Origin of the sequence: Streptomyces sp. NBC_00386 (assembly GCF_036063235.1) — a bacterium.
GTDB lineage: Bacteria > Actinomycetota > Actinomycetes > Streptomycetales > Streptomycetaceae > Streptomyces.
On record NZ_CP107950.1, the window covers coordinates 9,193,799 to 9,217,505 of the forward strand.

Consider the following 23,707-nt stretch of genomic DNA (forward strand, 5'->3'; position numbering starts at 1 on the left):
ACCGTTCCGCGTCGGCCGGGGCGGTGCCGCGCTCACCGCGCCACGCGCTGCTTCCGGCCGCCGTGGCGCAGGCGCATCCCTCCGTAGACGAGATCGGCGAGAAGGACGACGACGCCGATGACCAGCAGGTAGAACAGTCCGTGGGCGGCGACCCCGATGATGCCCAGGACGACCGCCACGAGAATCAGGAACAGAAACAGGCTCATCGGGCCCTCCCGGGCTCTCGGCGCGGATCAGCGACGGGCGAGACGCCGCTCGCCCTTGACACCCGGCGTGTACTCGAGTTCGTAGTGCGCGAAGACCTCCGGCTCGTCCGTGGCGGGCAGCACACCGTCCGTGTCGATGGAGGGGGCCCTCTTCACCAGACTCCGGTCGTGGGCGACCCTCAGGTAGCCAGGGCCGACGGTCGCCCGGTCCAGGGGGACGAACACCAGGCGACGGCGGGTGGGAAGGCCCACGGTCACGGTGGCGAAGGAAGGATCGTCGGTGGCCGTGTCGACGTAGACGGACTCCAGGGTGCCGATCTTGTGGCCACCGGGGTCCACCACGTCGTGACCACGCCATTCGCGGATGTCACCTGCCTCGAACATCATGTGCCTCCGATGCGGGGGTTCCCCTTCGGGAGTTCCCCCGATCACGGGTCTGATGCCTTGACGGTCCCGGCACCCTGCCGGCGGGCGGTTTGCTTTGCGGATCGAGAACGTCATCGCCGACGTCAACCGCGACGCCACCCGCCTGACCAGCGCCCCCGGCACGTCCGAGGCGTTCCGGACGGGCTTCGCCCAGGACTCCGACGACCAGGCGGTCGACTACTCGCGGGGGGAAGGCCTCGGCGGCCGGCGCGAGCAGATCGACCCGCGGGCCCTGACCGGCCCGCGACGCGTCCACGTGAACCGTCGCGTCGCCGATGCCGAAGGCCGGGACGCGTGTGCGCAACAGGCGCAGGGAGTGGGCCACCGGACAGGGGCCGTTGCCGGCCGACGCATGCCGGTGCCGGCAACGGCCTGCCCGGATCGGTGAGTTGCTCCTCGAATCGTGAAGGTGCTTCGGGGTCCGCCTGCCGGTCGACCAGTCCGTTGAACTGAAGCCGCCGCAGAGCCAGAATGGCCGGATGCGCTGTCTCGTCGTCATCGATGCCCCGTCCAATCTCGGCCTCCGGCCGCCCGCGGAGGGTACCGTGCCCGGGTGCTACAAGCTGGCGGGTGCGTTGCGGGAGCAACGGCTGGTACAGCGGCTCGGGGCGTACGAGGGTGGAGTCGTCGTGCCGCCCCGCTATGACCGTGGCGGATGGGCGGAGGGCGACGGTGTGTTCAACGCCGGGGCGATCGCCGCGTACAGCCGCAAGCTCGCGGACCGCGTCGAGCACCATGTCCGGGCGGGAGACTTCCCGGTCGTCCTGGGTGGGGACTGTTCCATCCAGCTCGGTGCCTCGCTCGCCCTGCGCCGCATCGGACGGTACGGACTCGTCGTCATCGACGGATCCGCGGACTTCCGGCACCCGGGCAACTCCGACCGGGTCGGTGCCGCGGGCGGCGAGGAGCTGGCCCTCGCGACCGGCCGTGGCCAGCTGGACCTGACCGACCTCGAAGGGCTGCGGCCGTATGTCAGGGACGAGGATGTACGGGTCCTCGGTATCCGGGACTACGACGACGAGCGGGCCGAGCTCACCGAGTTGAAGATCATGAACGCGACGGTCGGGGAGATCCGGCAGTGGGGCGCCGGGGAACTGGCGGGCGTGGTCCTGCAGACTCTCGAAGTGCCCGTGACCGAGGGGTTCTGGGTCCATCTGGACGCGGACGTGCTGGACCCGTCCGTCATGCCCGCCGTCGACAGCCCCGACCCCGGCGGACTCCTGCCCGACGAACTCGTCGCGCTGCTGCGGACCTTGGTGCGATCGAAGCGGTGCGTCGGCTTCAACCTCACCGTCTACGACCCCGATCTCGACCCCGACGGCACCTGCGCGGCCCTCCTCGCCGACCTCCTCCGGACGGCCTTCACCGCCGCTTGAACGACAGGCTGTCAAGCTCCACGGCACGAGCGGCTGCGCCGTGCGCCTGCGGCCGGGTGCCGACGTCCAGGCACGAGCGCACCCGCCGGCGCACCCTCTGGGTCTGGAGTCCCGGGATAGGCTGCTCGGCTGTGGAACGGATCTTGGTGGTGGGGGTCACGGGCGCGGGCAAGTCGACACTCGCGCGCGCTCTCGGCGAGCGGCTGGGGCTGGCGTACCACGAGATGGACGCGCTCTACTACGACGGTCCGGGGTGGTCCGTGAACGCCTCGTTCGCCGAGGACGTGGCGCGGCTCAGCGCGGGGCCCCGCTGGGTGGTGGACTCCCTCGGTCATCCGGAGGTCCGTGATCTCCTGTGGGGCCGGGCCGACACGGTGGTGTGGCTGGACTATCCGAGGCATGTGGTCGCGCCCCGCGTGCTGCGCCGTTCGCTGCGGCGCTCCGCCCGCCGCGAGGTCCTCTTCGGCGGCAATCGGGAGACCTGGCGGGGGTGGCTGAGCAGGGAGCATCCGGTCCGGTGGTCCTGGTCCCAGTACGCGGGCCGCCGTGAGGAGATCGATCGCCGGACCCGTGATCCCCGCTTCGCCCCGCTCGACACCCTGTGCTTCGCCCGCCCCGAAGAGGCCGCCTTCTGGCTCGCGACCCTCTGACGCCGCGTCGGCCGCGCTTCCGTTCCTCAGCTCTGGCCCGCTTCCTCGCTTCCGAGGTCGCGCCAGCCCCTGTCGAGCAGGTCGAAACCTCTGGTGATGACCTGCTGGGGGTCGTCGTGGGCGCGGGCGGCGTGCGGTGCTTCGAGGGCGAAGTGGGCCAGTGCGGTGCAGGCGGGATCGCCCGCGGGGAGGCCGCTTTCTTCGGCGATCACCTGGGCGAGTGCGGCCGTGTGGCGTAGCCACATGGCCTGGTGGTAGTCGCGCAGAGCCGTGGTGCTGTTCACCAGCGCGAGGAAGGTGACGAAGCGGGGATCGCTGTCGGCGCCCGCTCTGCGGTGGCGCAGCGCGTGCTCGCGCAGGGCGTTAGGGATGGACTGGCCCGGGGGCCGCTCGCGTACGACGGCGAGAAGGCTGGCTTCCAGATCGGATTCCTCGTCGAAGACGAGCGCCTCCTTGACGGGGAAGTGCTTGAAGAGCGTGGTCGTGGACACGTCCGCGGCGTCGGCGATCTCGCGGATGCCGACGTCGTCGTAACCGCGCTCCAGGAAGAGGCGCAGTGCGGCGTCGGCGATGGCCTGGCGAGTGGCCGCCTTCTTGCGCTCGCGGCGCCCTACGGGAGCCGGGGCGCCGACGGCCGGGCGAGTGGGTTCGGACATAGAAGCAATCTACACCACTAATTGCCTCGATGAAAAAGTTGAGTTGTTGCACTTATTGATCCGGTGTGCTCTTCTGGTGTGGTGGCCGTGAGGCACTGCCCGGCCCCCTTGCACCTCACCTCCCTCTGCCCGAATGGAGTGATCGGCCATGTCCGCGACCGCTCCTTTTCCCGCGGCCGGCCCCAGCGCCCCGCCGCACCGCACGAACGGAGCACCACCATGAACACCGACCCCACTCCCCGCATCGCCGTCGTCGGAGCCGGTCCCGGCGGTCTGACCTGCGCGCGGATCCTCCAGCGGCACGGCATCAGCGTCACGGTCTACGACCACGAAGCCGGGCCGGAGGCCCGCGACCAGGGCGGCACGCTCGACCTGCACGAGGACAACGGCCAGATCGCCCTGCGCGAGGCCGGACTGCTGGACGACTTCTTCCGTCTCAGCCGCCCCGAAGGACAGGAGATGCGCCAACTCGACCATGCGACGGGGACGATCGGCTTCCATCATCTGCCCGGGGAAGGCGAGAGCTTCAAGCCCGAGATCGACCGCGGACAGCTCCGCGACCTTCTCCTGAACTCCCTCCAGCCCGGGACCGTGCGCTGGGGCCACACCCTGCGTTCGGTCGGCGGCCCCTCGCAGGGACCCCGTCTGCTGCACTTCACCGACGGCACGAGCGTCGAGGCCGATCTCGTCATCGGGGCCGACGGCGCCTGGTCCAAGGTGCGCCGCGTCCTCTCCGACGCCACGCCTCGGTACACCGGCATCAGCTTTCTCGAGGCGTGGTTCCACGACGTCGACAACCGGCACCCTGACCTCGCGGAACTCGTCGGCCGGGGCAGTGCCGCCGCAGGCGACGGCGAGCGCGGTCTGTTCGCCCAGCGCAACAGCGGCGACCACATCCGCGTCTACGTCATCCAGCGCGTACCCGCCGACTGGATCACCGCCGGGGGCCTCACGCCACAGGACACCGATGGCATCCGAGCCGTCCTCCTCGACCGCTACCGCGACTGGTCCCCCCGCCTGCGGCAGATGCTCCGCGACAATGACGACCTCTACGTCGACCGCCCGCTGTACGCACTGCCCGTCCCCCACACCTGGGAACACAACCCCACCGTCACTCTGCTCGGGGACGCCGCCCACCTCATGCCCCCGCTCGGCGTCGGCGTCAACCTCGCGATGCTCGACGCCTGCGAACTCGCTCTCGCCCTCGCCCGCCACGACACCGTCGGCGACGCCGTCCAGGCCTACGAGAAGACCATGGAGCCTCGCTCCACCGAAATGCAGTACGCCCTCGACGGCCGCGCCGAAGACCTGCTCTCCGACGAACCGCACGGCCCGAACGGGGGCGACAACCACTGACCGTACGGCCCGCTGATGACCCATCACGGTGCCGGTGCCGTCCGTCCACGGTGGCGATAGCCTCCCCCTCATGATCAAGGGTGAGGACGGGCGAGCCGGAGACGATCGCGAGGCGCATGACTGGGGTGCCACGCGGTCGTGGGTGGAGAAGCGGCTCGCTGACGGGGAGCGGATAGAAGGCGTCGAGCGCTTGCGGGGCGGTTGGACCTCGCACATGCGCAGCCTGCGCATTTCGGGGCCTGACGGCCGGCGGGTTCTGGTGCTGCGGTCCTTCGAGAAGCCCTTCTACGTCCGGCACGCGGATGGTCTGCTGTCCCGCGAAGCCGCGATTCTGCGCCTGCTCGGGGAGACGTCCGTGCCCGCGGCCGTGCTCGTGGACGTCGACTCGGCCGGGACGTGCTGCGACTACCCGTCCTTGCTGATGTCGTCGCTGCCCGGGTCCGTCCGCCTGGACGATCGAGGTGCTGAGCGCCGGGCCGGTCTGCTGGCCGCGCAGCTGTTGCGCATTCATCAGATCGAGGTCCCCGCACAGGCGAGGCCGCGGACCTGGCAGGCATGGACTTCGCCGGAACGGGTGACGCCACCTGAGTCCACGCCGCGGCCGGAGCTGTGGCAGCGGGCCGTCGACGTCATCCGGCAGGGTCCTCCCGATCACCGGTCCTGTTTCCTCCACCGGGACTTCCACCCGGGCAACGTTCTCTTCGAAGGCGACGGGAACGACCTCCGTCTCAGCGGTGTGGTCGACTGGGTGGAGACCTCGTGGGGACCGGCTGACCTCGATGTGGCCCACTGTTCAACAGCCCTGGCCCTGCTCCACGGTGTCCCCCTGGGAATGAGCTTCGCGGACCGGTACCTCGCCGCGGGAGGACGACTGGCCGAACGGCGCTCGGCGCACCTGTACTGGAGGCTCATCGACGCCCTGGCCTTCGCCCCGGACGCGGAGAAGGTCGCCGTCCCCTGGCGCGAACTGGGCCGCACAGATCTGACCCCTGCCCTGTTGACCAGCAGGCTCGAGAACTACATTGCTGCCCTGTTCGAGCGCTACGCGTAGGTCCGGCCCGAAGTCTCTTCACCCGTACCGTCTTCCGGCGGAACGGCTTGTGGCTGTTCGGCCCTTGGCGCGGCCGGGCCGAGGGGCAGCCGAAGTCCCCATGGCCGCCGGCCGCCATGGAGACCTACCGGCCGCCGTCACCGTCCAGGAGCCGGCGCAGCTTCGGCGAGGTGCAGGGGTCGGGCAGGACGAATCCGCCCGGCGCCTGCGAGGAGTACGACAGCTTCCGCAGCGCGGTCGACGGGAAGGGCCAGCCCGTCTCGACGGACCAGTGCACGCCGCTCAGGTCGGCGCCCGCGAGGTCGGCACCCCGCAGGTCGGCGCCCGACAGATCGGCGCCCCTCAGCCGGGCCTTTCGGAGTGAGGCGCCGTGCAGGACCGCGCCCCGCAGGTCGGCGTCGGACACCACCGCGGCCACGAGGTTGGCGCCTGTCAGGTGGGCCCCGGCCAGGTTCGCCTCCGTGAGGTGGGTCGTGTAGAGCTGGGCGCCCGCCAGGTCCGCGCCGACGAGGTTCACCTCACGCAGATCGGCGAAGGGCATGAGAACGAAGGAGAGTTGGGTCCCCGTCAGCCGCGCCCCGGCCAGTTTTCCCTGGATCAGGACCGCGCCGTCCAGGTTCAGGCCGGAGAGGTCGATGTGGGCCGGCATGCCTCCCGGGAGATGGGCCAGTTCCTCGACGAGGTGTCGCAGTTCCTTGACGGCGGGCGTGCGTGGGTCCCGGCATGCCTCCTGGTGGCCGCGCTGCCAGTCGGCCGTTCGCGAACGCGGTCGAGGCCGGACACGGACATCGGCATGACCCGGGTCCGGGTCGCAGGACCCTGTGCGGGAGAGGGCGCCTCGGCGCGACGCCGACCCGGCATAGCGAGAAGCCCCCGGCCTCAGCCGGGGGAGGAGTCACGACCACGAACACCGTGCCGTCCGCGTCCTGCCCGTAGTCGAGCACGGCCACCACGCGCGGGTCCCATATCCGCCCGAGCGCTCTCGCCTCCGAGGCGAGCCGTTCCTGCGCGGCCGGCACACCGTATTCGGGCGGCAGCACCTTCAGCGCCGCCGTTCGGCCGATCCGCTCGTCCTCCGCGCGTCAGACGGCCCTCATGCCGCCCCGGCCGAGCACGTCCTTGAGCCGGTAGCGCCCGGCGAGCAGTGCCTGTGTCATGGCTCCCCTCGAAACAAATGGCGTCACACTGACAAGAATTCTCGTCAGTGTGACGCTATTGTGACCGTGGCCGCCTGTTCAACCCGGTCGGTGGCCGACGGCGATCAGCGCACGACCTCGTCGGCCAGGAGGTCCATCAGGAGGCCGTCGTGCCAACTGCCGTCCAGGCCACGCTCGTACCGTCGCATGATGCCGACCGGGCGAAAGCCGACCTTGGCGTAGCAGCGGATCGCCGCGGAGTTGTCGGCCGCAGGGTCGATGATCAGGCGGTGATGGCCGTGATCATCGATGAGGTGGCAGGCCAGTGTGCGTACGGCGTCGGTGCCCAGGCCTCTGCCGTGCACCGCGGGATCGAGGAAGAGGTCGATGCCGGCGTGCCGGTAGTCCGGCTCCTCCTCGGCGTGCCACTGGATCATGCCGATGATCCGCCCCTGGTGGTCCACCGTCAGGCACCGGGTGCCGGTGTCCTGCAGATCGGCCGTGAGCTCCGCCTCGAGATCGTCCCCGCCCCGCCATCGCGCACGTACTTCCGGCGTGGCCCGGATGGCGGCCAGTGCGGGGACGTCGTCCTGGACGGTGGGCCGGAGAACGACGGAAGCGCCACGCAGCACGGTCATGCCGTGTGACCCTAGTGCGACCGGCTTCGAAGCGGCGCGCGCCGCGACGGGCTCAACGGCGATGACGATTCTTGAAGGCGGCTTCGTTCGCCGTTCCGTGAACCACGGCGCCTGGCGTGCCGGCACGGACAGTGCCCCGATCCTCCTGTCTCCCGATCGTGGGGAATCCTGTTGTCGTGAGTGATCCTCAGCCGGCATGGCAGGAATGGCTGAACACCCTGGACGCGCCACGGCAGGCTGCTGCGGAGTCGCTGCGTGCCCGGTTCAGTGCCCCCGGCGTGGCCGATCCTGTCGACCGGATCAAGTCGGAGGTCATCGATGATCTTCCGCAGCTCGCGCGGTCCGTGCTGCTGCGGAGCCTGTGGCAGGCTGCGATCGACGGCTGGACCGACCCCGGCTCACTCGATCAACTGCCCACCGCATAGCGGCTTCTTGCCGCCGGGGTGGACCGCGAGGACCTTGTTCGCCTGGTCCGAGCCGTGGCCTACGAGGCGGTGTTCTCGACGCTCGACGAACTGGACGCCCGGCCTCGCCGGGTTCCTGGCGGACAGCCTGGTGCGGGTCAAGGGGTACGCCGACGACCGGACGGCCGCCGCCGTGTGGGAGGCGTGACCGCGCACGATGTGCGTCCCGTGCCGGTCGAGCGCTGGTGCAGCGCCGGTCCAGCGCTCGTCCGTGCCCGGCTCCCGCCGCCGTCCGGCGATGGGAGCGGCAGGCCGCCGAGGTCGTACCGGAGGCTTGGTCAGCCCCCTGGAGGGGTGAGCGGCAGTTCTGCCTCGACCCCTATCTTGACCCCCTCCACCACCTCTACCGAGACCCCCGCCGAGAAGGTCAGCCCCTTCTCGTCCACCGTGAAGCCGAACTCGACGTCGATGTTCTTCAACAGCTCGAAAGGGTCAGGCAGTTCGGGCTCTCGACCGGCGCCACCCTCTGCGGCGGCGGCTCCCGCCTCGGCCTTCGCCTCCGCGGACGCCTCTGCTTCGGCCGACGCCTCCGCTTCGCCTTCCGTCTCGGACTCGGCCGACGCTTCGGCCTCGAACTCGGCCTCGGCTTCGGCCTCGAACTCCGCCGACACCTCGAACTCGATCTCGTCTTCTACTTCTACTTCTACTTCTGCTTCGGCCGACGCCTCCGTTTCCGCTTCCGTTTCCGCCTCGAACTCGGCCGACACCTCGGAGTCCGCCGCGGTCACGGCTGCGACCTCGGCGTCAGCCCCGGCCGCGGCCGCGGCTTCGACATCCACCTCGAACGCCGCTTCCGCTTCAGGCTCGGTCTCGTCACCCTCCGGGTCGTGTTCCGGAGCCTCGGCGTACTGGGAGAAGTCGATCTCCACCGGTTCGGGCAGCTCCGGCTCCGAGGCGGCCTCGAAGTCCTCCGCCGCACCGGCCTCGACGGACTCCGGCGCCGACTCGACGGCCGGCTCCATCGACCAGGACTGTTCCGACACTGTCAACTCCCCTTCTTCGCTGCGACCGTTCGCCCCGCGGGGCTGTCGAGATACCGGTGGAACTGACGGACCCATTCGGCCGCCTTCCGGGTGGCCGTCGGCTCCGCCGTCGACTTGGGATAGGCGGCGGCGTGGACCGCCCGCAGCAGGGCGACCCGCCAGTGGGAGTCGTCCGACGGGATGTGCCGTGGTCGCACGGACTCACCGGTCTCGTCCAGGTAGCCGGCCAGCCGCCGCCACCAGGCGACCACGAAACGCTCGGAGGCACCCTCCTCCATCAACCGGACGAAGCCCGTGGCCTGTCCGGCCGCCCGCCCCGCCAGGAACTCCAGGGCGCAGTCCACCGGACAGAACCCGCAGGGCGCCTGCGGGCGGAGCGACTCGGCGACGACCGGAGAAGCCCCGGCCCATCGGGCGTGCCTGCGGGCGAGTTCCTCCCGGCCGGCCAGCGGCGCCCGTTCGGCACCCAGCCGGGCCGCGTCCTTCGCCCGTACGTCGGGGACCTCCACCAGTACCGGGCGGTCGATGCGCGAGTGTGCCGCGTACGCCGACATCTTCGGCAGCACGGCGGCATGATCGCGCTGGTCGTCGTTCATCAGCATGGTGTCGCCGACCAGCCGCCGGTCCTCCGCCGCCTTGAGCTGGTGGACGATCTTCAGCGCCGTGTTCTTGTACGCGTCGGGGATCAGCTTGGACGGATCCTGCTCGATCACCACCAGCCCTTCCCCGTACTTGCGGTTCTCCGCGAGGGTGTTGGCGAACGCCTCCGCCGCTCTGGCCGTGGCGTCGCCCTCCTTCGCGGACCCCGCTCCGGGCTGCGGACGCCGGAGCAGCCGGTGGGCCTCCTCGACCAGCGTCACGTGTGCCAGCCGCGAGGAGTTCCGGTGCACCTTGTAGTGCTCGGTCATCGCGTTCAGGAGCAGCGCCATGACCAGCGCCTGCTGCTGGGAGTCACCGAGCGAGGCGAGTTCCACCACCACGGGGCGGCTGAGCAGTTCGCCGATCGGCATGGAGCGGGGTGCCGACAACACCGGCCCGCAGGCCCCTTCGGCCAGCGACCGCGCGCGCAGCCGGGAAGCGGCCACGATGTTGGCGCGTGCCTCGCCCGCGTAGTCGTAGCCGTCGGCCACGTTCTCCATGATGTCGACGAAGTCCGCCAGCACCGGCCACTCCTCGTCGCCGCGCGCGGTGGCGTTGACGTCCAGGCCCTTGCGCCGGTAGGTCTCGGTGAGTGCCGTGCGGTAGAGGTAGGGAAGCGGGTCCCACAGTCCGAAGGCCGCGTCGAAGCAGTCCAGCAGGTTGCCCGCGTGGGTGGAGATCCGGACGCCGGCCGGCACCTCGAAGGGGTTGAGGCGCAGCGGGGCGGTCTCCTCGTCACCGGCGGTCAGGACGAGCATCTCCTCGAAGCCGGGGAGGGTGGCGAGCCACCGGTAGTCGTCGTGGTCGGTGTTGACCGGTTCCAGCACGGTGAACGGAACCCGATGGTCCGCCCAGAGCTGACGGCACAGGGACAGCGTCGAGTTGGTCTTGCCGGAACCGCTGCCACCGACGATCAGCGAGTGCCGGGTCAGATCGTCCAGCTCGACGCCGAGCGGTGTCCTGGTCCGGCCGTCGGCCGCGTGTCCGAGGACGACATGCGGTGCCTGGGGTACGTACGCCAGGGTCGTCGCCTGCTCGACGGACTGGACGGGGAAGCCGGGCACGAAGCCGTTCAGGGCGACCGGGAGCCGGAAGACCGCGCTCGCCTCCGTCACGTCGGCCAGCCATTCCAGCGGTTGGAGAGCAGGGGGCATCGCCTGCGCCCAGCCGCCGTCGTCTCCCCACAGGGTGGAGTCCAGCCAGCCGGTGTTCCCGGCGAAGACGGAGGCCTGCGCGGGGTCGGCCGGCCGCACCAGCCGGTAGGCCGGCCCCAGGGCGGCCGGGTCCAGCCGTCCGTCGGAGACCCCCGGCGCGCCGCGCGAGAAGGTCTCGCCGGCCAGCGAGGGCAGCGAGTCGTCGAAGGGCATGGGCGACCAGCACGACAACCGCATCCGGAAAGCGGTGTTCAGGTAGCGCCGCCCGGCGTCGGCGTACAACTGCTCGGCACGCACCGCGAAGGCGTCCGCGGTGAGCTTGACCTTGCCGTGGTAGAGCGAGCCGCCTTCGAACTCGCCGTCGGTGGCGAGGCGTTTGTACGCGGTGGCGCAGTGGGCGACGGCGGTGCGCAGCGAGGCCGGCACCGCCATGGGGGTGAGACCGATGCTCAGCGCGATCGGGTGAGGATGCGCGGTGAGTGCGGTGAGCAGGCCCTCCCAGTGGCGCGAGGCGCCGGCGAACGGCTGGGTGGCCGTGTAGAACCGCACCCCGGCGTCGGGCCGGTTGGGTGTCTCGGTGAACAGTCGCCTGCGGATCTCGACGGCACCGCCCGGCGCGGCGCCGAACGGGGCCAGTACGGCGCGCAGTTCGCTCGCGTCCAGCGGCTCGGTCACCACGTGGGGCGCGGTGAGGGAGAGCCGTTCCGTCTCCGCCCGGGCCGCCGCGTCCGCCGTCGCCGGATCAGGCGCCCATACGCGGGTGAGGAGATGAGCCTGGAGCCGGCCCGACGCGGGGTCCCACAGCCAGCGGAGCTCCAGCGCGTAACCGGCCGGGGCGCCCAGCCTGCCCGCGAGGAAGTCCGCCTGTTCCCGGACGGCACGGGCCAGTCGATCGGCTTCGGGCAGGCTGGCGTACTCGTGACTGCGGGTGAGGTCGCGGGCGGCGGTCAGCCGGAGGCCCGCCCAGGCCCAGTGGCCGTGGGGTGTCGCCGGAGCGATCACCGTGGTGGCCTGCTGGACCTGGACGGGCGTGGCGGGAGTGCTGCTCACAGTGCGGGCGGGGAGGCCGGGACGGGCGGGTGGAACGGGGCGGGCGGCTGAGCGGCCCCGGGCCAGGCCGCGGGAGCCGCCGCTGCCGTGGGCAGGGCGACGGTCTCGACCGGGATGTCATGGCCGAAGGTCTGGCTCAGCGGGACACGGATGTCGTGGTTGGCGGCGTCCACACCTTCACGGACCGCCGAGTGGACGGCCTCGCGCAGCGCCCGCGCCCGCTGCGAGGAGAGCTGGCCCTTGAACACCTTCTGTCCCGCGAAGGGGCTGGTGACGGAGTCCTTGAGGAAGCGGCTGAACATCGCCATGGGACGCCTGCTGCTCCACAGGGACCAGCCCACGTAGAGGCCGGTGCCGTACGCGAAGACCGAGACGTAGACCTGGTACTCGCCGTCGGCGATGACCAGGAAGTTCTTGATCGTGGGGTCGTGAACCGTCCGGAAGCGGCGGGGCACCACCGAAGCGGGCAACTGCCGGGCCCTGATCACCTGGTAGATCACGCCGTAGGCGGATTCCGCGGCGGCCGCCTTGCCGTCGACGACCAGCTGCCACTCCGACAGGCCCTGGCGGTCGGGTATGAAGAGCGTGGCCAGGGAAGCGATCAGGGGCATCACGAGGAGGACAGGGATCGCTTCTAGGCCGCCGGAGACCAGCATGATGAGAGCGACGGGCAGCATGAAGAGCACCGTCGCCATGAACGCCCAGCGGGCCCGCTTCAGAAAGGAACGCAGGTCGGAGGGGTCGACGACGCCGGCGAGCTTTGCATCGAGTTTAGGGGAGTATTTGAGCTGGTTCCCCAAGTAGGTCGCGTTGGAGAGGGACTCGGCCTGGGCCGCGAAGGCCGGGGTGGTCATTTGTTCTGGTGTTCCTTGTCATGGTTCGGAGGGTGGATGGGGCTCAGACGTTGTTGTCGTCCGCCAGTCCGATGCCGCTGATCGCGATGTACGGGAAGCGGGCGTCGGGGTTGCCCGTCTCGACGACGTCGAGGCTCGCGCTGTCCGCGGTGACGGCTGACGGCAAGGTGATCCACTCCATCGCCTCTTCGGGCTCGTCGATCACCTCGGTGTACTGGGCGACCACCTGTCCGTGCAGGTAGAACGTCCACTTCGCCTTCGTCACGGTCAGGTTCTCGTAGAACCAGTTCGTCCCGTCGGGGTCGGTCTTCGTGTAGCCGGGAACCAGGCCGACGTTGGTCAGCCGCGTGGGACCGCCCAGGTCCAGTGACAACCGACCGGTCCTGTGCCCGCACCGCCAGGCCGTGTCGTCCAGCTTGTCCGTCGCGTTCTCGGGCTCGTAAGTGAAGTACTGGCCTGTGGTGTCCTTCCTCTTGGGCAGGACACAGTCCGAGCTCGCGGACGGCGGGAAGAAGACGTAGCCGGGATCGAACGTGCTGTCCGCGAGCAACACCTCTTCATCGGTGCCGTCCGACGCGGACGTATCGTCCCCGGTGTCGGTGTCCGCGCCGTCCTGCAGTGTGCTCGCCTCGGGAGCGGCCGACGGTGACGCCACGTCGGCACGCGCGTCCGTGTCCGGTGTCCGTACGGATCCTGTCGTGCCGCCGTTGCCCAGCAGGTAGCCGGCGACGAGTGCCGCGGCTACCACCCCCGCGACACCGCCGGCTGCCCACAGTCGCTTACGGGCGGAGGCGGGCGGGGTTGCTGCTGATGCCGGGGTGAACTGCGGGACCGTCAGGGTGGGCGGGGTGAACTCCGGGGCCGCCAAGGTGGGTGCGGCGAGCTGTGGCGGCGCGGCAACCGGGGCGGGCGCGTCGACGGGAGCAGCCGGTGCTACGGGGAACACGGGTGCGAAGGCGAGGGTGGGCGCGGTGGCCGGCGGGGGTGGTGCGTGCTGCGGCGCGGGCGCCGACGTTGTCGGTGCCTGGGCCTGGACAGGTGTGCCGCACTGGCGACAGAAGAAGCGCGCCTCGGTGGCGGCCGTCACGCAGCCTGGGCAATTCTCCATCGATACCCCCGCCGTTCGATGACCGGCACACCAGATCGGGGGACTCGCGGGGAGCCCCCAAAGGTGTATCAGCCATGTAAAGAAAGTGTGTGAAAGATCTTTTAGCATTCAAGAGACTGCCTGGTCAACGCCAGGCCTGAAGGATGGGATCCGCAGGAGATGTGCTGGATACGTGAAGGTGGCGCTGGCGACCTCGTGCACGGTTGACCGTGGCTCGGTGCCCAGTTGGCTCGTTGAACTGAGCGTGACGGGGGCTGGGGCACGTGAGTTGATCGTGGCGGAGTACCGGATCACCGGGTTGTCGCCGACGGTGATCGCTGAACTTGTCGCTGAGGTAGGGCCGTTGTGGCACGAACAGCATCAGTCACGTCTGACGGCTCGGCCCCGGCGACGGCCAGGGCGGGACGCGCAGCTCGTCACCGACGACCTTCACGAACACCCGGTCGTTAGCGAGGAGCTGGGAGCCGCGATGGGCCGGCAGCGGGGCTGTAGTGGCTTGCCCGCATCCTTGGGGTCGAAGGCGAGCAGGGCCCGGTCGTCGCGGACGACGGCGGAGGCGTGCAGGAGTGTCCATCCGTCGCGCAGCGGGGACGCGCGGATCATCTCCCGGGCGATCCGCGCCGCGGCCGACGCGAGCGGCTGCGCCGTGCGGCCAGAGAGAGTGAGGTGGCCGCCGCGCTGTTCGGAGCGGTGGGCGAGTCCTTCCTTCAGGGAGACGCCGGTGATGCTGCCTGCGCTTCTCGGCTCGGAGAAGCAGCCGAGCATGGACGATCTGCTGCCACTGAACGGGCAGCTCGGCAGGCTGCCCAGACGGGCCCGACAACCTGGGGCCGGCGCGAGAGACCTGCACGGATAGCTGGTGGCACTCGGCCAGATGGGTACGCTCACGGTAATCGATCTTTCCGGCACAACTGCCTATTCGTGGACATACCGCCGCCTGTGAATGCCATTACTGAAACACCCTCACAGAACGACGACTTCAGCCCCGCAGGCGATGTGCCGGCTTCGTGACAGTGAGCCAACTGGGGATGGTGCCGCCCCTCGACAGCCGCGAGGTCGCGAGGTACCACCACCGCGTCAGTGACAAGCCCCCAGCCACAGGCCGACAACCAGCAGGAACACAATTCGCCCACTCAAGTGCGGCTGACACACCCTCACTGCCGCAAAGCCGACACCAGCTTGAGCGGTGGCCCGCGTGACCAACAACCGCCACCACCAAAGGGCAATCACCTGATGTCGGCGCTGGAACTGCTCACGCAAACCAACCGGCCGTTATCAAAACTCCACGTGTTGACACATCCACGTCGAAAAATCAATACCTGCAAACCGATACAGCTCAACAGGTCTACGCGGGCGGGCGTCCTGACCGGAGGAGCGGGTCGGGAAGCCCACGGTGTCCGGACGCGATGCTGTCACCTTCGCCTTTCCCCATGAAGATTTGCCGCCCGGGTCCCGTGTCTGGGATCTTGTCCGGAGCGGCGATCTCAAGCAACGCGCTCGGCCGTCGGCACCACTCGCCTCGGCCCCAACCCAGGCCTACGGGTGGAGCCGTGGCCAAGCCGCGAGCAGCGGATCTTCGGACTGTCCATGGCCATACGAAGAAGGAGAAATAGCGTGAACACCGAAAAGGTTACGGCTCGACGTCTTACAGCCGAGGAAGTTTCAGAATTGGGTCTCCAGGAGGAGATCTTCGTCTCGGCAGAGCTGGACGATCTTTCTCTCGACTGCTACGCTCCGGCCTTCCTCACGAAGCCGGGAAAGTATTTCGATGGAGGATCCTTCATCGCAAGGACAATTTTCGGTAAGGAAATTCATGTTCTTCCGAACAACGTTGAAGAGCGTGGGATCTGGGTTGCCGACGAGGCTGGGGAAGAAATCGAGGTTCTCCAGAGTGCTGGCGTCCTCCTGAACCTCGCTCTCTTCGTGCCCAACGGGAACAAGGAATCTCTGGAGTCGCTCTACACCGCAGCAAGGGAAGCGTTCGGCGCGGGAATCGTTCAGCGCTGGAACGAGGAAGTCGTGGCGGTGCCGGACGTCAAGGTCGACCTGTACGAAGAGCCGGCCCGCGGGCGAAAGGGCACGAGCGGCCAGAACCGCGACCGCCGCGCCTTGGACATCTACCCCACCCGAGTGCGGTTCATGGAGCCCAGCGTCGGCTGGAAGTTCATCGTCGAACCGCACCAGGAGGCCATCGACGACACGCCGACGATCTGAGCTGACAGCAGCCCGGAGAAGGTACGCCGACGGCTGCGATCTCTCACAGTCCGATTTCTGCACGCAGCATGAGCCAATCGGCTCGGGGCGGGACGGGGCATTGGTGCCGGCGCCCCGCCCCGCGTGACCCGCATAGGTTGCGGAGCATTCCGCGTATTCGCCGATCAGGCGCGTCGGCTTCGCGTGGGAGCAGGGCGCGCCGGGCGAAACTGCCTGGCTCTCGGGGGCTGATCGGCCGGTATCCCCGCCGCCAGTCAGCCACCGCAGCTGGAACCCAAACCGTGGGGCAGGTCAACCTCACCCAATCGTGCATCAGACCCGTCGGACCATCTCCTGATGCGCAAAGACTGATCACGAGCCCGGACCCACCCAGTCACCGCACGACTTTGCCCATGCCGGTACCGTCCGTCGTGAGCACCCGCTCGGGCGTCTTCCGCGTGTCGGCGGTCCCGGGTTCACACAGGACTCGCGTGGCCTCCGGCGTACCCGAACGCTTCAGCCATTCACGGTAGGCCGGTGCCTGACGGGCCGCCTCCCAGTAGGCGTCCACCAACTCGTCGTATCCGAGATCGAGTTCGGCCTCCGACCGGGCGGCGAGCAGCAGTCGTACTCCTATCGGGTCGCCCTGCAGGGGCCGGACGACGACATCGGATCGCGGGCGGGCGGTGGGCTGGCTGACCGTGACGACTTCGCCGGTGGCGGCCAGCGAGTACGCCGTGAGGTAGTCGCCGTGCAGCATGTCGGGCTCGAGCCCCGCGTCCCGCAGGACACGGCAGAGCGCGTCCCACTCGCCGTCGACCGTGGAGTCCACCATCCAGTGGTTGTCGGCCAGGTCGGCGAGCCGCACCTCGGAACGTTCCGCAGCCGGGTGGTCGGTGGCGAGCGTGACGAACTGCGGTTCGCGTTCGACCAGGACGCGCAGACAGAGCCCGGACGGGATGCACAGGGGACTGCCCTCGACCTCATGCACGAAGGCCAGTTCGAGCCACCCCCCGGCGACCATGCGCAGCAGGGAGTTCGCGGAGACGTCCATCCGGAGTGTGGGTTCGGTGCGGGGAACACGGGCGCGCAGTCGGCGCAGCCAGCCGGGCAGGGCACGGCTGGCCGTGGCACCGATCCGCAGTGTGTACTCATCCGTGGCCCGGGCCACCGCCGCCCTCGTCTCCGTGACGATCGCGGCGAGTTCGGCGACGAGAGGCCTGGCACGGCTCAGCACCGCGTGGCCCAGGGGTGTGGGGCGGCAGCCCGTGCCCGCGCGGACGAATAGCTGCGCGCCGAGTGCCTGCTCGATGCGGCGCAGTTGGGTGCTCAACGAGGGCTGTGCCACCCCGAGCTCACGGGCCGCCTTGTGCAGGCTGCCCGTGTCGGCGATGGCGCACAGGGCACGTAAGTGCCTCACCTCGAGCTCCATGCCGGAAGGGTAGGGCGACGCGGAGCGGCGCACCAGATGTTCAAAACGCGACGAAGCCTGACGAGTCGGCTCCCCGATAGCTCCGCGCTATCCCCGAATGCCATCATCCGCCGCCCCCTTGGCCTCCCCGAGACTCCTGCTGAACCAATCGTTCACCACCCCACACGAACGAGTAGGAGCACCCCCATGCTGTCCTCCCGCATGAAGTCGAAGGCCTCCAGGAGGCTTCTGGCTCTCACGCTCGGCCTCGGTCTGGCATCCGCAGCGCTGGGCACCGCGGTCCCGGCGAGCGCCAAGTCGGCGGACTCCGCCCCGGCCGGTTCCGCCTCCGCCGCGACGGCCCGGTACGCCGGCTCGGCCGAAGACACCGCCGGCAACAAGGCGTTCTTCGACGCCGTCCTGAAGTCGGTCGCCAAGAAGCAGGCGGCCAACCCCTCCGTGCAGTCGGTGACCGTCTACTACAACGCCTCCCAGGCGCCGACTTTCCGCTCCCAGATATCGAGTTCCGCCTCGATCTGGAACAGCTCCGTGTCGAACGTCAAGCTCCAGGCGACCTCGAGCGGTGCGGACTTCACCTACTACGAGGGCAACGACTCGCGCGGATCGTACGCCTCCACGGACGGCCACGGCAGCGGCTACATCTTCCTCGACTACGCGCAGAACCGGCAGTACGACTCGATCCGCGTCACCGCCCACGAGACCGGTCACGTGCTGGGTCTGCCGGACCACTACAGCGGTCCGTGCAGCGAGCTGATGTCGGGCGGCGGCCCGGGCACGTCCTGCACCAACCGCTACCCGAACACGGCCGAGCGCTCCCGCGTGAACCAGCTCTGGGTCAACGGCCTCGCGAAGGCCCTCGCCAAGCTGGAGAAGGCGCGCTGACCCAGCGTCCTGCACGTGTGTCGAGCGCTGCGCGCCGCACACTCGAGTCGAGCCGGTATGGGCCGTGGTGTGACGCCACGGCCCATACCGGGTTCGTCCGGGTGCGGGCGTGGCCCGACCGGGACACGACGCGTCCGGGCGGTGATCCGGCCGGACGCGTCGCTCAGGGCTGACGTCCGATGAAGGCGAGCAGACGAGTCTGTACGTCAGCGCTCTCGGGGACCTCGACCCGCGGCCCGTACTGCCCGCTCTTGCGCAGCACCTCGTTAGCGCCGAAGTGACGGGCGAGCGTGACGACACCCTCCAGGAGTGCCACCTCGTTTTCGTTTTCCCGTGTCCAGGAAGGGCGGCAGACGAAGTACGTCCAGTGCGTGTCTGCAGGTGATGGAAATCGTTGAGCAGGTCATCGCGGGCCGGATCAGGAATCCCATTCTTGAAAGGCGTGCGGTCGGAGGGACCGGACTCCACGCACCGGTATCGGGCCCTCACCCGTGTGACGGGCTGGCGTGGTCGGCCGACCTGCTGGATGCGTGGGAGACGCACGAGAACGCCTGGCGGAAGTCGTCCCGGCCCTCCTCCCCCCGGCTGGGATCCCCAGGACGCGGCGGAGATCGCCCGGCTACGGGAGCGGGAAGTCGAACTCGCCGGGACGATCGTCACGTACGCGTACTGGACCAGCCTCGCCCCGGCCGACCTCCTCGCGGCCCGTGACGCGCTCAAGCACCACCACGAGCAGCAGATGGCTGACGCCTCCAGCTCGCCGCAGACCGCTCCCTAAACAGCAATCGTCGAGTCCGCCGTTCCGGTCTCACGGCGGTATGCGGCGTTCAGCTGCTGGGCCTCTTCGAGCTGGTCCTCGAGGATGATGATGCGGCACGCGGCCTCGATCGGAGTGCCCCGGTCCACGAGCTCACGGGCGCGGGCCGCGATGCGCAGCTGGTAACGGGAGTAGCGGCGGTGGCCGCCCGCGGAGCGCAGCGAGGTGATCAGGAGGGCTTCGCCGATCGCGCGGAGGAAGCCCTGGGTGGTGCCGCAGGCGGCTGGTGAGGCGGTCGTTGGCCTGCTGCCGGCACCGCTCGATCCGCTCGGCAGGAGGAAGAGATCGCCCAGGCAATGGATCACCTCGTCCCACTCTCCGGGTAACGTCCAGGCATGAGTCATCCACACCCCGAGCTGAAAGCCGCTCCGCCCCTTCCTGAAGGAGGGCTGCGGGTCATCGCCCTGGGCGGCCTGGGCGAGATCGGCCGCAACATGACCGTCTTCGAGCACGCCGGCAAGCTGCTCATCGTCGACTGCGGCGTGCTGTTCCCCGAAGAGACCCAGCCCGGCGTAGACGTAATCCTTCCGGACTTCACCTCCATCCGGGACCGGCTGGACGACATCGTGGCCGTGGTCCTCACCCATGGCCACGAGGACCACATCGGCGGCGTGCCCTACCTGCTGCGCGAGCGGTCCGACATTCCCATCGTCGCCTCCAAGCTGACGCTGGCGTTCCTGGAGGCCAAGCTCAAGGAACACGGCATCCGGCCGCGCACGGTGCGCGTGCGGGAGGGCGACCGGCGCAGCTTCGGGCCCTTCGACTGCGAGTTCGTGGCGGTCAACCACTCCATCCCGGACGGCCTCGCGGTCGCGATCCGCACCGGCGCCGGGATGGTGCTGCACACCGGCGACTTCAAGATGGACCAGTTCCCTCTCGACGACCGCATCACCGATCTGCGTGCCTTCGCCCGCCTCGGCGAGGAGGGCGTGGACCTGTTCCTCACCGACTCCACCAACGCCGAAGTACCCGGCTTCACCACCTCCGAGCGTGAGCTGAACCCGGCGATCGAGCAGGTGCTGCGCACCGCGCCGCGCCGGGTCATCGTCTCCAGCTTCGCCAGCCATGTGCACCGCATCCAACAGGTCCTGGACGCCGCCCACCAGCACGGCCGCAAGGTCGCCTTCGTCGGCCGGTCGATGGTCCGCAACATGGGAATCGCCCGTGACCTGGGCTATCTGAAGGTCCCCTCCGGTCTGGTCGTGAGCACGAAGGAGCTGGAGAAGCTCCCGGACCACAAGATCACTCTGGTGTGCACCGGCTCCCAGGGCGAACCGATGGCCGCGCTGTCACGGATGGCCAACCGCGACCACCAGATCCGTATCGGCAAGGGCGACACCGTCCTGCTCGCCAGCTCCCTCATCCCCGGCAACGAGAGCGCCATCTACCGCGTCATCAACGGGCTTACCCGGTGGGGCGCCCACGTGGTCCACAAGGGCAACGCCAAGGTCCACGTCTCCGGGCACGCCAGCGCCGGCGAACTCGTCTACTGCTACAACATCGTCAAACCCCGCAATGTCATGCCTGTGCACGGCGAATGGCGCCATCTGCAGGCCAACGGCGACCTCGCCATCCGTACCGGTGTCGACCCGGACCGGGTCGTCATCGCCGAGGACGGCGTCGTCGTCGACCTCGTCGACGGCCGCGCGTCCATCACCGGGAAGGTTCCCGCAGGCTACGTCTACGTGGACGGGATGGAGGTCGGAGGCGTCACCGAAGCCTCCCTCAAGGACCGCCGCACGCTTGGGGAAGAGGGTGTGGTCACGGTGGTGGCGATCGTCGACGCCGACACCGGCGCCCTCGCCGAAGCCCCCGACTTCCTGGCCCGCGGCTTCGCCCATGACGACACCACCTTCGAGCCGGTCATCCCCGTCATCGAGAAGACCCTAGCCACCGCCGCCGACGAAGGCGTCGGGAACGCGGTCCAACTCGAACAGCTCATCGCCCGCGCCGTGGCGAACTGGGCGTTTCGCACCTACCGCCGCAGGCCCCTCATCATCCCCGTCATCATCGACGCCTGAGCCCCGGCAGCACGGCCCCCTGACTGCCGTGCCCGGCCTCGCGAGTATCGAAGCCGGGCACGGCAGGCAGCAGCCGCCCGAGGAGTCGCCACGCAGCCGGTCGCAGCCGATGGCGCTCGGGCAGCGAAGGGTGACATTGCCACCCGCTCCATCCTGGCGGGCGCGGCACGGCGGCGGAACTCGTTCGTACGGATCTCACTCGAGTGTGTGCCGGGTCCCGGTGGGCCCGGCACATCTATTCGCTCAGTGGGAGTCGTTAACGGGGTGGCACGGGCCGCACTCGGCAGCCATCCGCCCACAGTCCAACTTCTGGGCGAGGGGAGCGGACGAGGGGTGTTTCGAGCCGGGTTCACAGCAGATCGCTCGTGCCGTACAGGCGTGCGTACCACCAGGCGCCCCTGCGCCAGTCGACCAGGTGCAGGCGTTGCTGTCGGGCGGCGTCGCACCCAGGCTGATGACGCCCCCTTTTGTGGACTGGGTCAGCGCCTGCTGCTCAATGCCCCTGCGGCTGAGGACGCCAAGGCCATCGCGAGTTCGAGTGCTTGAAGAGGCCGTCGACTTACACCGTGTCCTACATGGTCAGTTGGCCGTTGGCCGGGTCATGGGGAGTGGACGGGGGGATGGATCGTGCCGGACGGATCGTGGGAGATCGTGAAGCCGTTGCTGCCGTCGGCACGCGTGCGTCCGCAGGGCGGCGGGGTGGCCAACATCGATGATGAGGCGGTGTTCGCGGCGATCGTCTACGTCCTGGTCAGCGGCTGTGCCTGGCGGACCTTGCCTCCGTGTTTCGGGGCGTCGAAGTCGACAGTGCACCGCCGGTTCCTGATCTGGTCGCGAGCCGGCGTCTGGGGGCGGCTGCACCAGAAGGTGCTCGAGATGCTCTACGGCCAGGGCCTGGTCGACCTGTCCCGGGCGGTACTGGACTCCGCTCATGTCCGCGCTAAAAGGGGGCGAACTTGCAGGTCCGTCTCCCGTGGACCGGGGCAAGCCCGGTTCCAAGACGCATGTCCTGTCCGACGCGAACGGACTGCCTCTACGCGTCGGCCTCTCCGCAGGGAACACTCACGACAGCCTCGGGCTGAAGCCGATGGTCGCCCATCTCCACGTAGGACACGGATCCCACAGCGAGTATTCCAAGCCCGAGCGACTCCACGCCGACAAGGCCTACGACCTCCCTGACCTGAGGAAATGGCTACACAGCCAGCACATTGACATCCGCATCGCACGCAAGGGAATCGACTCAAGCGAACGCCTGGGCCGCCGGCGGTGGGTCATCGAGCGCACGATCTCCTGGCTCACCGGATACCGCCGCCTGTCCCCTCGTTACGAGCGCCACCCCCGCAACTACCGGGCCTTCCTTGGTCTCGCCGCCGCCATCTGCTGCTACAAGCGCTTCCTCAAGCTGACCATGCAGGACACGGTGTCAGCAGTTTCGAACAGCGGCCGGCGTCCGCGTGCTTGGTGGGGCCGGTCCGGCGTGAATGTCAGAGGCGTCTGTCAGGCTCTGGATATGGAGATGACGCTGCTACTGACGATCGACTGTGCCGACCCGCCGAGGATGGTGGCGTTCTGGAGCGAGGCTCTGGGATACGTACCCGAACCCCCGCCGGGTGACCATGCCACGTGGCGGGAGTACTGGGCAGCCATGGGCGTGCCCGCGGAGGAGCTTCCGGCGGGTGCGGGCGACGTCCCGGAGTCGATCGTCGATCCCGCAGGACAAGGGCCCCGGGTGTGGTTCCAGCAGGTTCCAGAACCCAAAGCCACCAAGAACCGCATACATCTCGACCTGAAGGTCGGCGGCGGGCGCGACGTCCCGTTGGCGGTCCGCACGCAGCGGGTCACCGCCACAGTGGACAGACTCGTCAAAGCCGGCGCCACTGTGCTCCGGATCACGGATGCGCCGGACATGGGGCACTACGCCGTCCAGCTGCAGGACCCCGAAGGCAACGAATTCGACGTTGTCTAGGAGCCGTTCGGTCAGGCTGCTCACGGCCAGCTGCTGAACACTGCGACGAGGACGGTCACTTCGCAGTAGACCGCGACCTTGTCGTAGCGGCTCGCGACGGCAGGTTGCCTCTGAAACCGACCGGTCGCTCTCGCTTGCGTGCGCGACACGGTCCACGCCGCCTACCGAGGGTTCGGGTGATCTTGGAATTGGGATCGGAGGGAGTGGGCAATCCGGTCTGCCTGGTCGGCCGATACACGCTCTGTCTCCGGTCGTCGAAGCAGCTCGAAAATGCCCGGCCCGCAATGCTCCGGCCGCAGATCCTCCGCGCGCGGAACGATGTGGAAGTGCACGTGCGCGAATCCTTCGGCCTCGGCGAATTGGATGACGTAGGTCTTCGCGCAACCAGTCATGGTTCGGAGGGCTCGGGAAAGCTTCACCTGCCACGTCCCCAGGGAAGATGCCTCGTCGTCGGTGAGGTCATGAACCGCGGCGACGTGGCGTCGAGGAAGGAGCACCAGCCAGCCCGGCAGCGCGGTGTTGAAGGCGTGGGCCACCCGCCAGTGCTGGTCATATGTCACGCACTCGCGTGGCGGAAGGTCGTCGAACCCCGCTTCCTGGCCACATGCAAAGCAGTCGGGAGTCGTCATGAACCGTGATCGTAGAACTG

Annotated in this window: 25 protein-coding genes and 1 pseudogene; 12 read left to right on the forward strand and 14 right to left on the reverse strand. The window is 69.0% G+C overall.

The window, feature by feature from the left end; translation table 11 throughout:
• Window positions 1-32: 32 nt before the first annotated feature.
• Both OG780_RS40225 and OG780_RS40230 read right to left on the reverse strand, forming a co-directional pair.
• Window positions 33-206 carry a hypothetical protein gene (locus tag OG780_RS40225; RefSeq protein WP_328456733.1) on the reverse strand — a complete coding sequence of 58 codons (174 nt, stop codon included), beginning with the start codon at window positions 204-206 and terminating at the stop codon, window positions 33-35.
• Between the two features lie 27 nt (window positions 207-233).
• On the reverse strand, window positions 234-590 hold the full coding sequence (locus OG780_RS40230; protein ID WP_328458709.1) for a PRC-barrel domain-containing protein: 357 nt from the start codon (window positions 588-590) through the stop codon (window positions 234-236).
• A gap of 97 nt (window positions 591-687) precedes the next feature.
• Between OG780_RS40230 and OG780_RS40235 the strand changes: the two genes are divergently transcribed.
• From OG780_RS40235 to OG780_RS40245, 3 genes are all read left to right on the forward strand, one after another.
• Entirely contained in the window at window positions 688-1,020 is a 333-nt protein-coding gene (locus OG780_RS40235) for a hypothetical protein (protein WP_328456735.1), read from the forward strand.
• Window positions 1,021-1,111: 91 nt separating this feature from the next.
• The gene (locus OG780_RS40240; RefSeq protein ID WP_328456737.1) at window positions 1,112-2,008 is read left to right on the forward strand and encodes an arginase family protein; all 897 of its coding nucleotides are present in this window, start codon (window positions 1,112-1,114) and stop codon (window positions 2,006-2,008) included.
• A 131-nt stretch (window positions 2,009-2,139) separates the two neighbouring features.
• Window positions 2,140-2,658, forward strand: a complete 519-nt coding sequence (locus OG780_RS40245; protein WP_328456739.1) for an adenylate kinase — start codon at window positions 2,140-2,142, stop codon at window positions 2,656-2,658.
• 26 nt (window positions 2,659-2,684) lie between these two features.
• On the opposite strand, the gene OG780_RS40250 is transcribed toward OG780_RS40245, so the two are convergent.
• The gene (locus OG780_RS40250; protein WP_328456741.1) at window positions 2,685-3,314 is read right to left on the reverse strand and encodes a TetR/AcrR family transcriptional regulator; all 630 of its coding nucleotides are present in this window, start codon (window positions 3,312-3,314) and stop codon (window positions 2,685-2,687) included.
• Window positions 3,315-3,533: 219 nt separating this feature from the next.
• On the opposite strand from OG780_RS40250, the gene OG780_RS40255 reads away from it, so the two are divergent.
• Together OG780_RS40255 and OG780_RS40260 are read left to right on the forward strand one after the other, a co-directional pair.
• Window positions 3,534-4,670, forward strand: a complete 1,137-nt coding sequence (locus tag OG780_RS40255; protein WP_328456743.1) for an FAD-dependent oxidoreductase — start codon at window positions 3,534-3,536, stop codon at window positions 4,668-4,670.
• Between the two features lie 70 nt (window positions 4,671-4,740).
• On the forward strand, window positions 4,741-5,721 hold the full coding sequence (locus tag OG780_RS40260) for a phosphotransferase family protein (protein WP_328456745.1): 981 nt from the start codon (window positions 4,741-4,743) through the stop codon (window positions 5,719-5,721).
• 124 nt (window positions 5,722-5,845) lie between these two features.
• Here OG780_RS40260 and OG780_RS40265 read toward each other — a convergent pair whose 3' ends face one another.
• Together OG780_RS40265 and OG780_RS40270 are read right to left on the reverse strand one after the other, a co-directional pair.
• Entirely contained in the window at window positions 5,846-6,370 is a 525-nt protein-coding gene (locus tag OG780_RS40265) for a pentapeptide repeat-containing protein (RefSeq protein WP_328456747.1), read from the reverse strand.
• Window positions 6,371-6,982: 612 nt separating this feature from the next.
• A complete protein-coding gene (locus OG780_RS40270) occupies window positions 6,983-7,495 on the reverse strand; it encodes a GNAT family N-acetyltransferase (RefSeq protein WP_328456749.1) in 513 nt (170 codons plus the stop codon).
• Between the two features lie 176 nt (window positions 7,496-7,671).
• Here OG780_RS40270 and OG780_RS40275 point away from each other — a divergent pair, with 176 nt between their 5' ends.
• Complete coding sequence (locus OG780_RS40275) at window positions 7,672-7,920, forward strand: hypothetical protein (RefSeq protein WP_328456751.1); 249 nt, start codon at window positions 7,672-7,674, stop codon at window positions 7,918-7,920.
• Window positions 7,921-8,237: 317 nt separating this feature from the next.
• Here OG780_RS40275 and OG780_RS40280 read toward each other — a convergent pair whose 3' ends face one another.
• The 5 genes from OG780_RS40280 to OG780_RS40300 all read right to left on the reverse strand — a co-directional run bounded on the left by OG780_RS40280 (window position 8,238) and on the right by OG780_RS40300 (window position 14,635).
• The gene (locus tag OG780_RS40280) at window positions 8,238-8,921 is read right to left on the reverse strand and encodes a hypothetical protein (protein WP_328456755.1); all 684 of its coding nucleotides are present in this window, start codon (window positions 8,919-8,921) and stop codon (window positions 8,238-8,240) included.
• Between the two features lie 23 nt (window positions 8,922-8,944).
• Window positions 8,945-11,785: an ATP-binding protein gene (locus OG780_RS40285; protein WP_328456757.1), complete on the reverse strand. Its 2,841-nt coding sequence runs from the start codon at window positions 11,783-11,785 to the stop codon at window positions 8,945-8,947.
• A complete protein-coding gene (locus OG780_RS40290) occupies window positions 11,782-12,639 on the reverse strand; it encodes a hypothetical protein (RefSeq protein WP_328456759.1) in 858 nt (285 codons plus the stop codon). The genes OG780_RS40285 and OG780_RS40290 overlap by 4 nt, the downstream gene beginning before the upstream one ends.
• Window positions 12,640-12,682: 43 nt before the next feature.
• Entirely contained in the window at window positions 12,683-13,726 is a 1,044-nt protein-coding gene (locus OG780_RS40295) for a hypothetical protein (protein ID WP_328456761.1), read from the reverse strand.
• 450 nt (window positions 13,727-14,176) lie between these two features.
• Window positions 14,177-14,635 carry a hypothetical protein gene (locus OG780_RS40300; RefSeq protein WP_328456763.1) on the reverse strand — a complete coding sequence of 153 codons (459 nt, stop codon included), beginning with the start codon at window positions 14,633-14,635 and terminating at the stop codon, window positions 14,177-14,179.
• A 726-nt stretch (window positions 14,636-15,361) separates the two neighbouring features.
• Here OG780_RS40300 and OG780_RS40305 point away from each other — a divergent pair.
• Complete coding sequence (locus tag OG780_RS40305) at window positions 15,362-15,961, forward strand: hypothetical protein (protein ID WP_328456765.1); 600 nt, start codon at window positions 15,362-15,364, stop codon at window positions 15,959-15,961.
• Between the two features lie 373 nt (window positions 15,962-16,334).
• Here the strand turns inward: OG780_RS40305 and OG780_RS40310 are convergent, their stop codons facing one another.
• Complete coding sequence (locus OG780_RS40310; RefSeq protein WP_328456767.1) at window positions 16,335-17,372, reverse strand: LysR family transcriptional regulator; 1,038 nt, start codon at window positions 17,370-17,372, stop codon at window positions 16,335-16,337.
• Between the two features lie 186 nt (window positions 17,373-17,558).
• On the opposite strand from OG780_RS40310, the gene snpA reads away from it, so the two are divergent.
• Window positions 17,559-18,254, forward strand: coding sequence for a snapalysin (gene snpA / locus OG780_RS40315; protein WP_328456769.1), 696 nt, complete (start codon window positions 17,559-17,561; stop codon window positions 18,252-18,254).
• Between the two features lie 163 nt (window positions 18,255-18,417).
• Here the strand turns inward: snpA and OG780_RS40320 are convergent, their stop codons facing one another.
• Window positions 18,418-18,570, reverse strand: coding sequence for a hypothetical protein (locus tag OG780_RS40320; protein ID WP_328456771.1), 153 nt, complete (start codon window positions 18,568-18,570; stop codon window positions 18,418-18,420).
• A 210-nt stretch (window positions 18,571-18,780) separates the two neighbouring features.
• Between OG780_RS40320 and OG780_RS40325 the strand changes: the two genes are divergently transcribed.
• The gene (locus OG780_RS40325) at window positions 18,781-19,032 is read left to right on the forward strand and encodes a hypothetical protein (RefSeq protein ID WP_328456773.1); all 252 of its coding nucleotides are present in this window, start codon (window positions 18,781-18,783) and stop codon (window positions 19,030-19,032) included.
• Here the strand turns inward: OG780_RS40325 and OG780_RS40330 are convergent.
• Window positions 19,029-19,346 carry a MerR family transcriptional regulator gene (locus tag OG780_RS40330; protein ID WP_328458711.1) on the reverse strand — a complete coding sequence of 106 codons (318 nt, stop codon included), beginning with the start codon at window positions 19,344-19,346 and terminating at the stop codon, window positions 19,029-19,031. The genes OG780_RS40325 and OG780_RS40330 overlap by 4 nt on opposite strands.
• A gap of 60 nt (window positions 19,347-19,406) precedes the next feature.
• On the opposite strand from OG780_RS40330, the gene OG780_RS40335 reads away from it, so the two are divergent.
• From OG780_RS40335 to OG780_RS40345, 3 genes and pseudogenes are all read left to right on the forward strand, one after another.
• On the forward strand, window positions 19,407-21,092 hold the full coding sequence (locus OG780_RS40335) for a ribonuclease J (RefSeq protein WP_328456775.1): 1,686 nt from the start codon (window positions 19,407-19,409) through the stop codon (window positions 21,090-21,092).
• A gap of 624 nt (window positions 21,093-21,716) precedes the next feature.
• A pseudogene (locus OG780_RS40340) lies at window positions 21,717-22,500 on the forward strand (IS5 family transposase); the annotation flags it as partial.
• Between the two features lie 102 nt (window positions 22,501-22,602).
• The gene (locus OG780_RS40345; RefSeq protein WP_328458713.1) at window positions 22,603-23,058 is read left to right on the forward strand and encodes a VOC family protein; all 456 of its coding nucleotides are present in this window, start codon (window positions 22,603-22,605) and stop codon (window positions 23,056-23,058) included.
• Between the two features lie 161 nt (window positions 23,059-23,219).
• On the opposite strand, the gene OG780_RS40350 is transcribed toward OG780_RS40345, so the two are convergent.
• Complete coding sequence (locus tag OG780_RS40350) at window positions 23,220-23,687, reverse strand: HIT family protein (protein WP_328456777.1); 468 nt, start codon at window positions 23,685-23,687, stop codon at window positions 23,220-23,222.
• Between the last annotated feature and the right edge of the window lie 20 nt (window positions 23,688-23,707).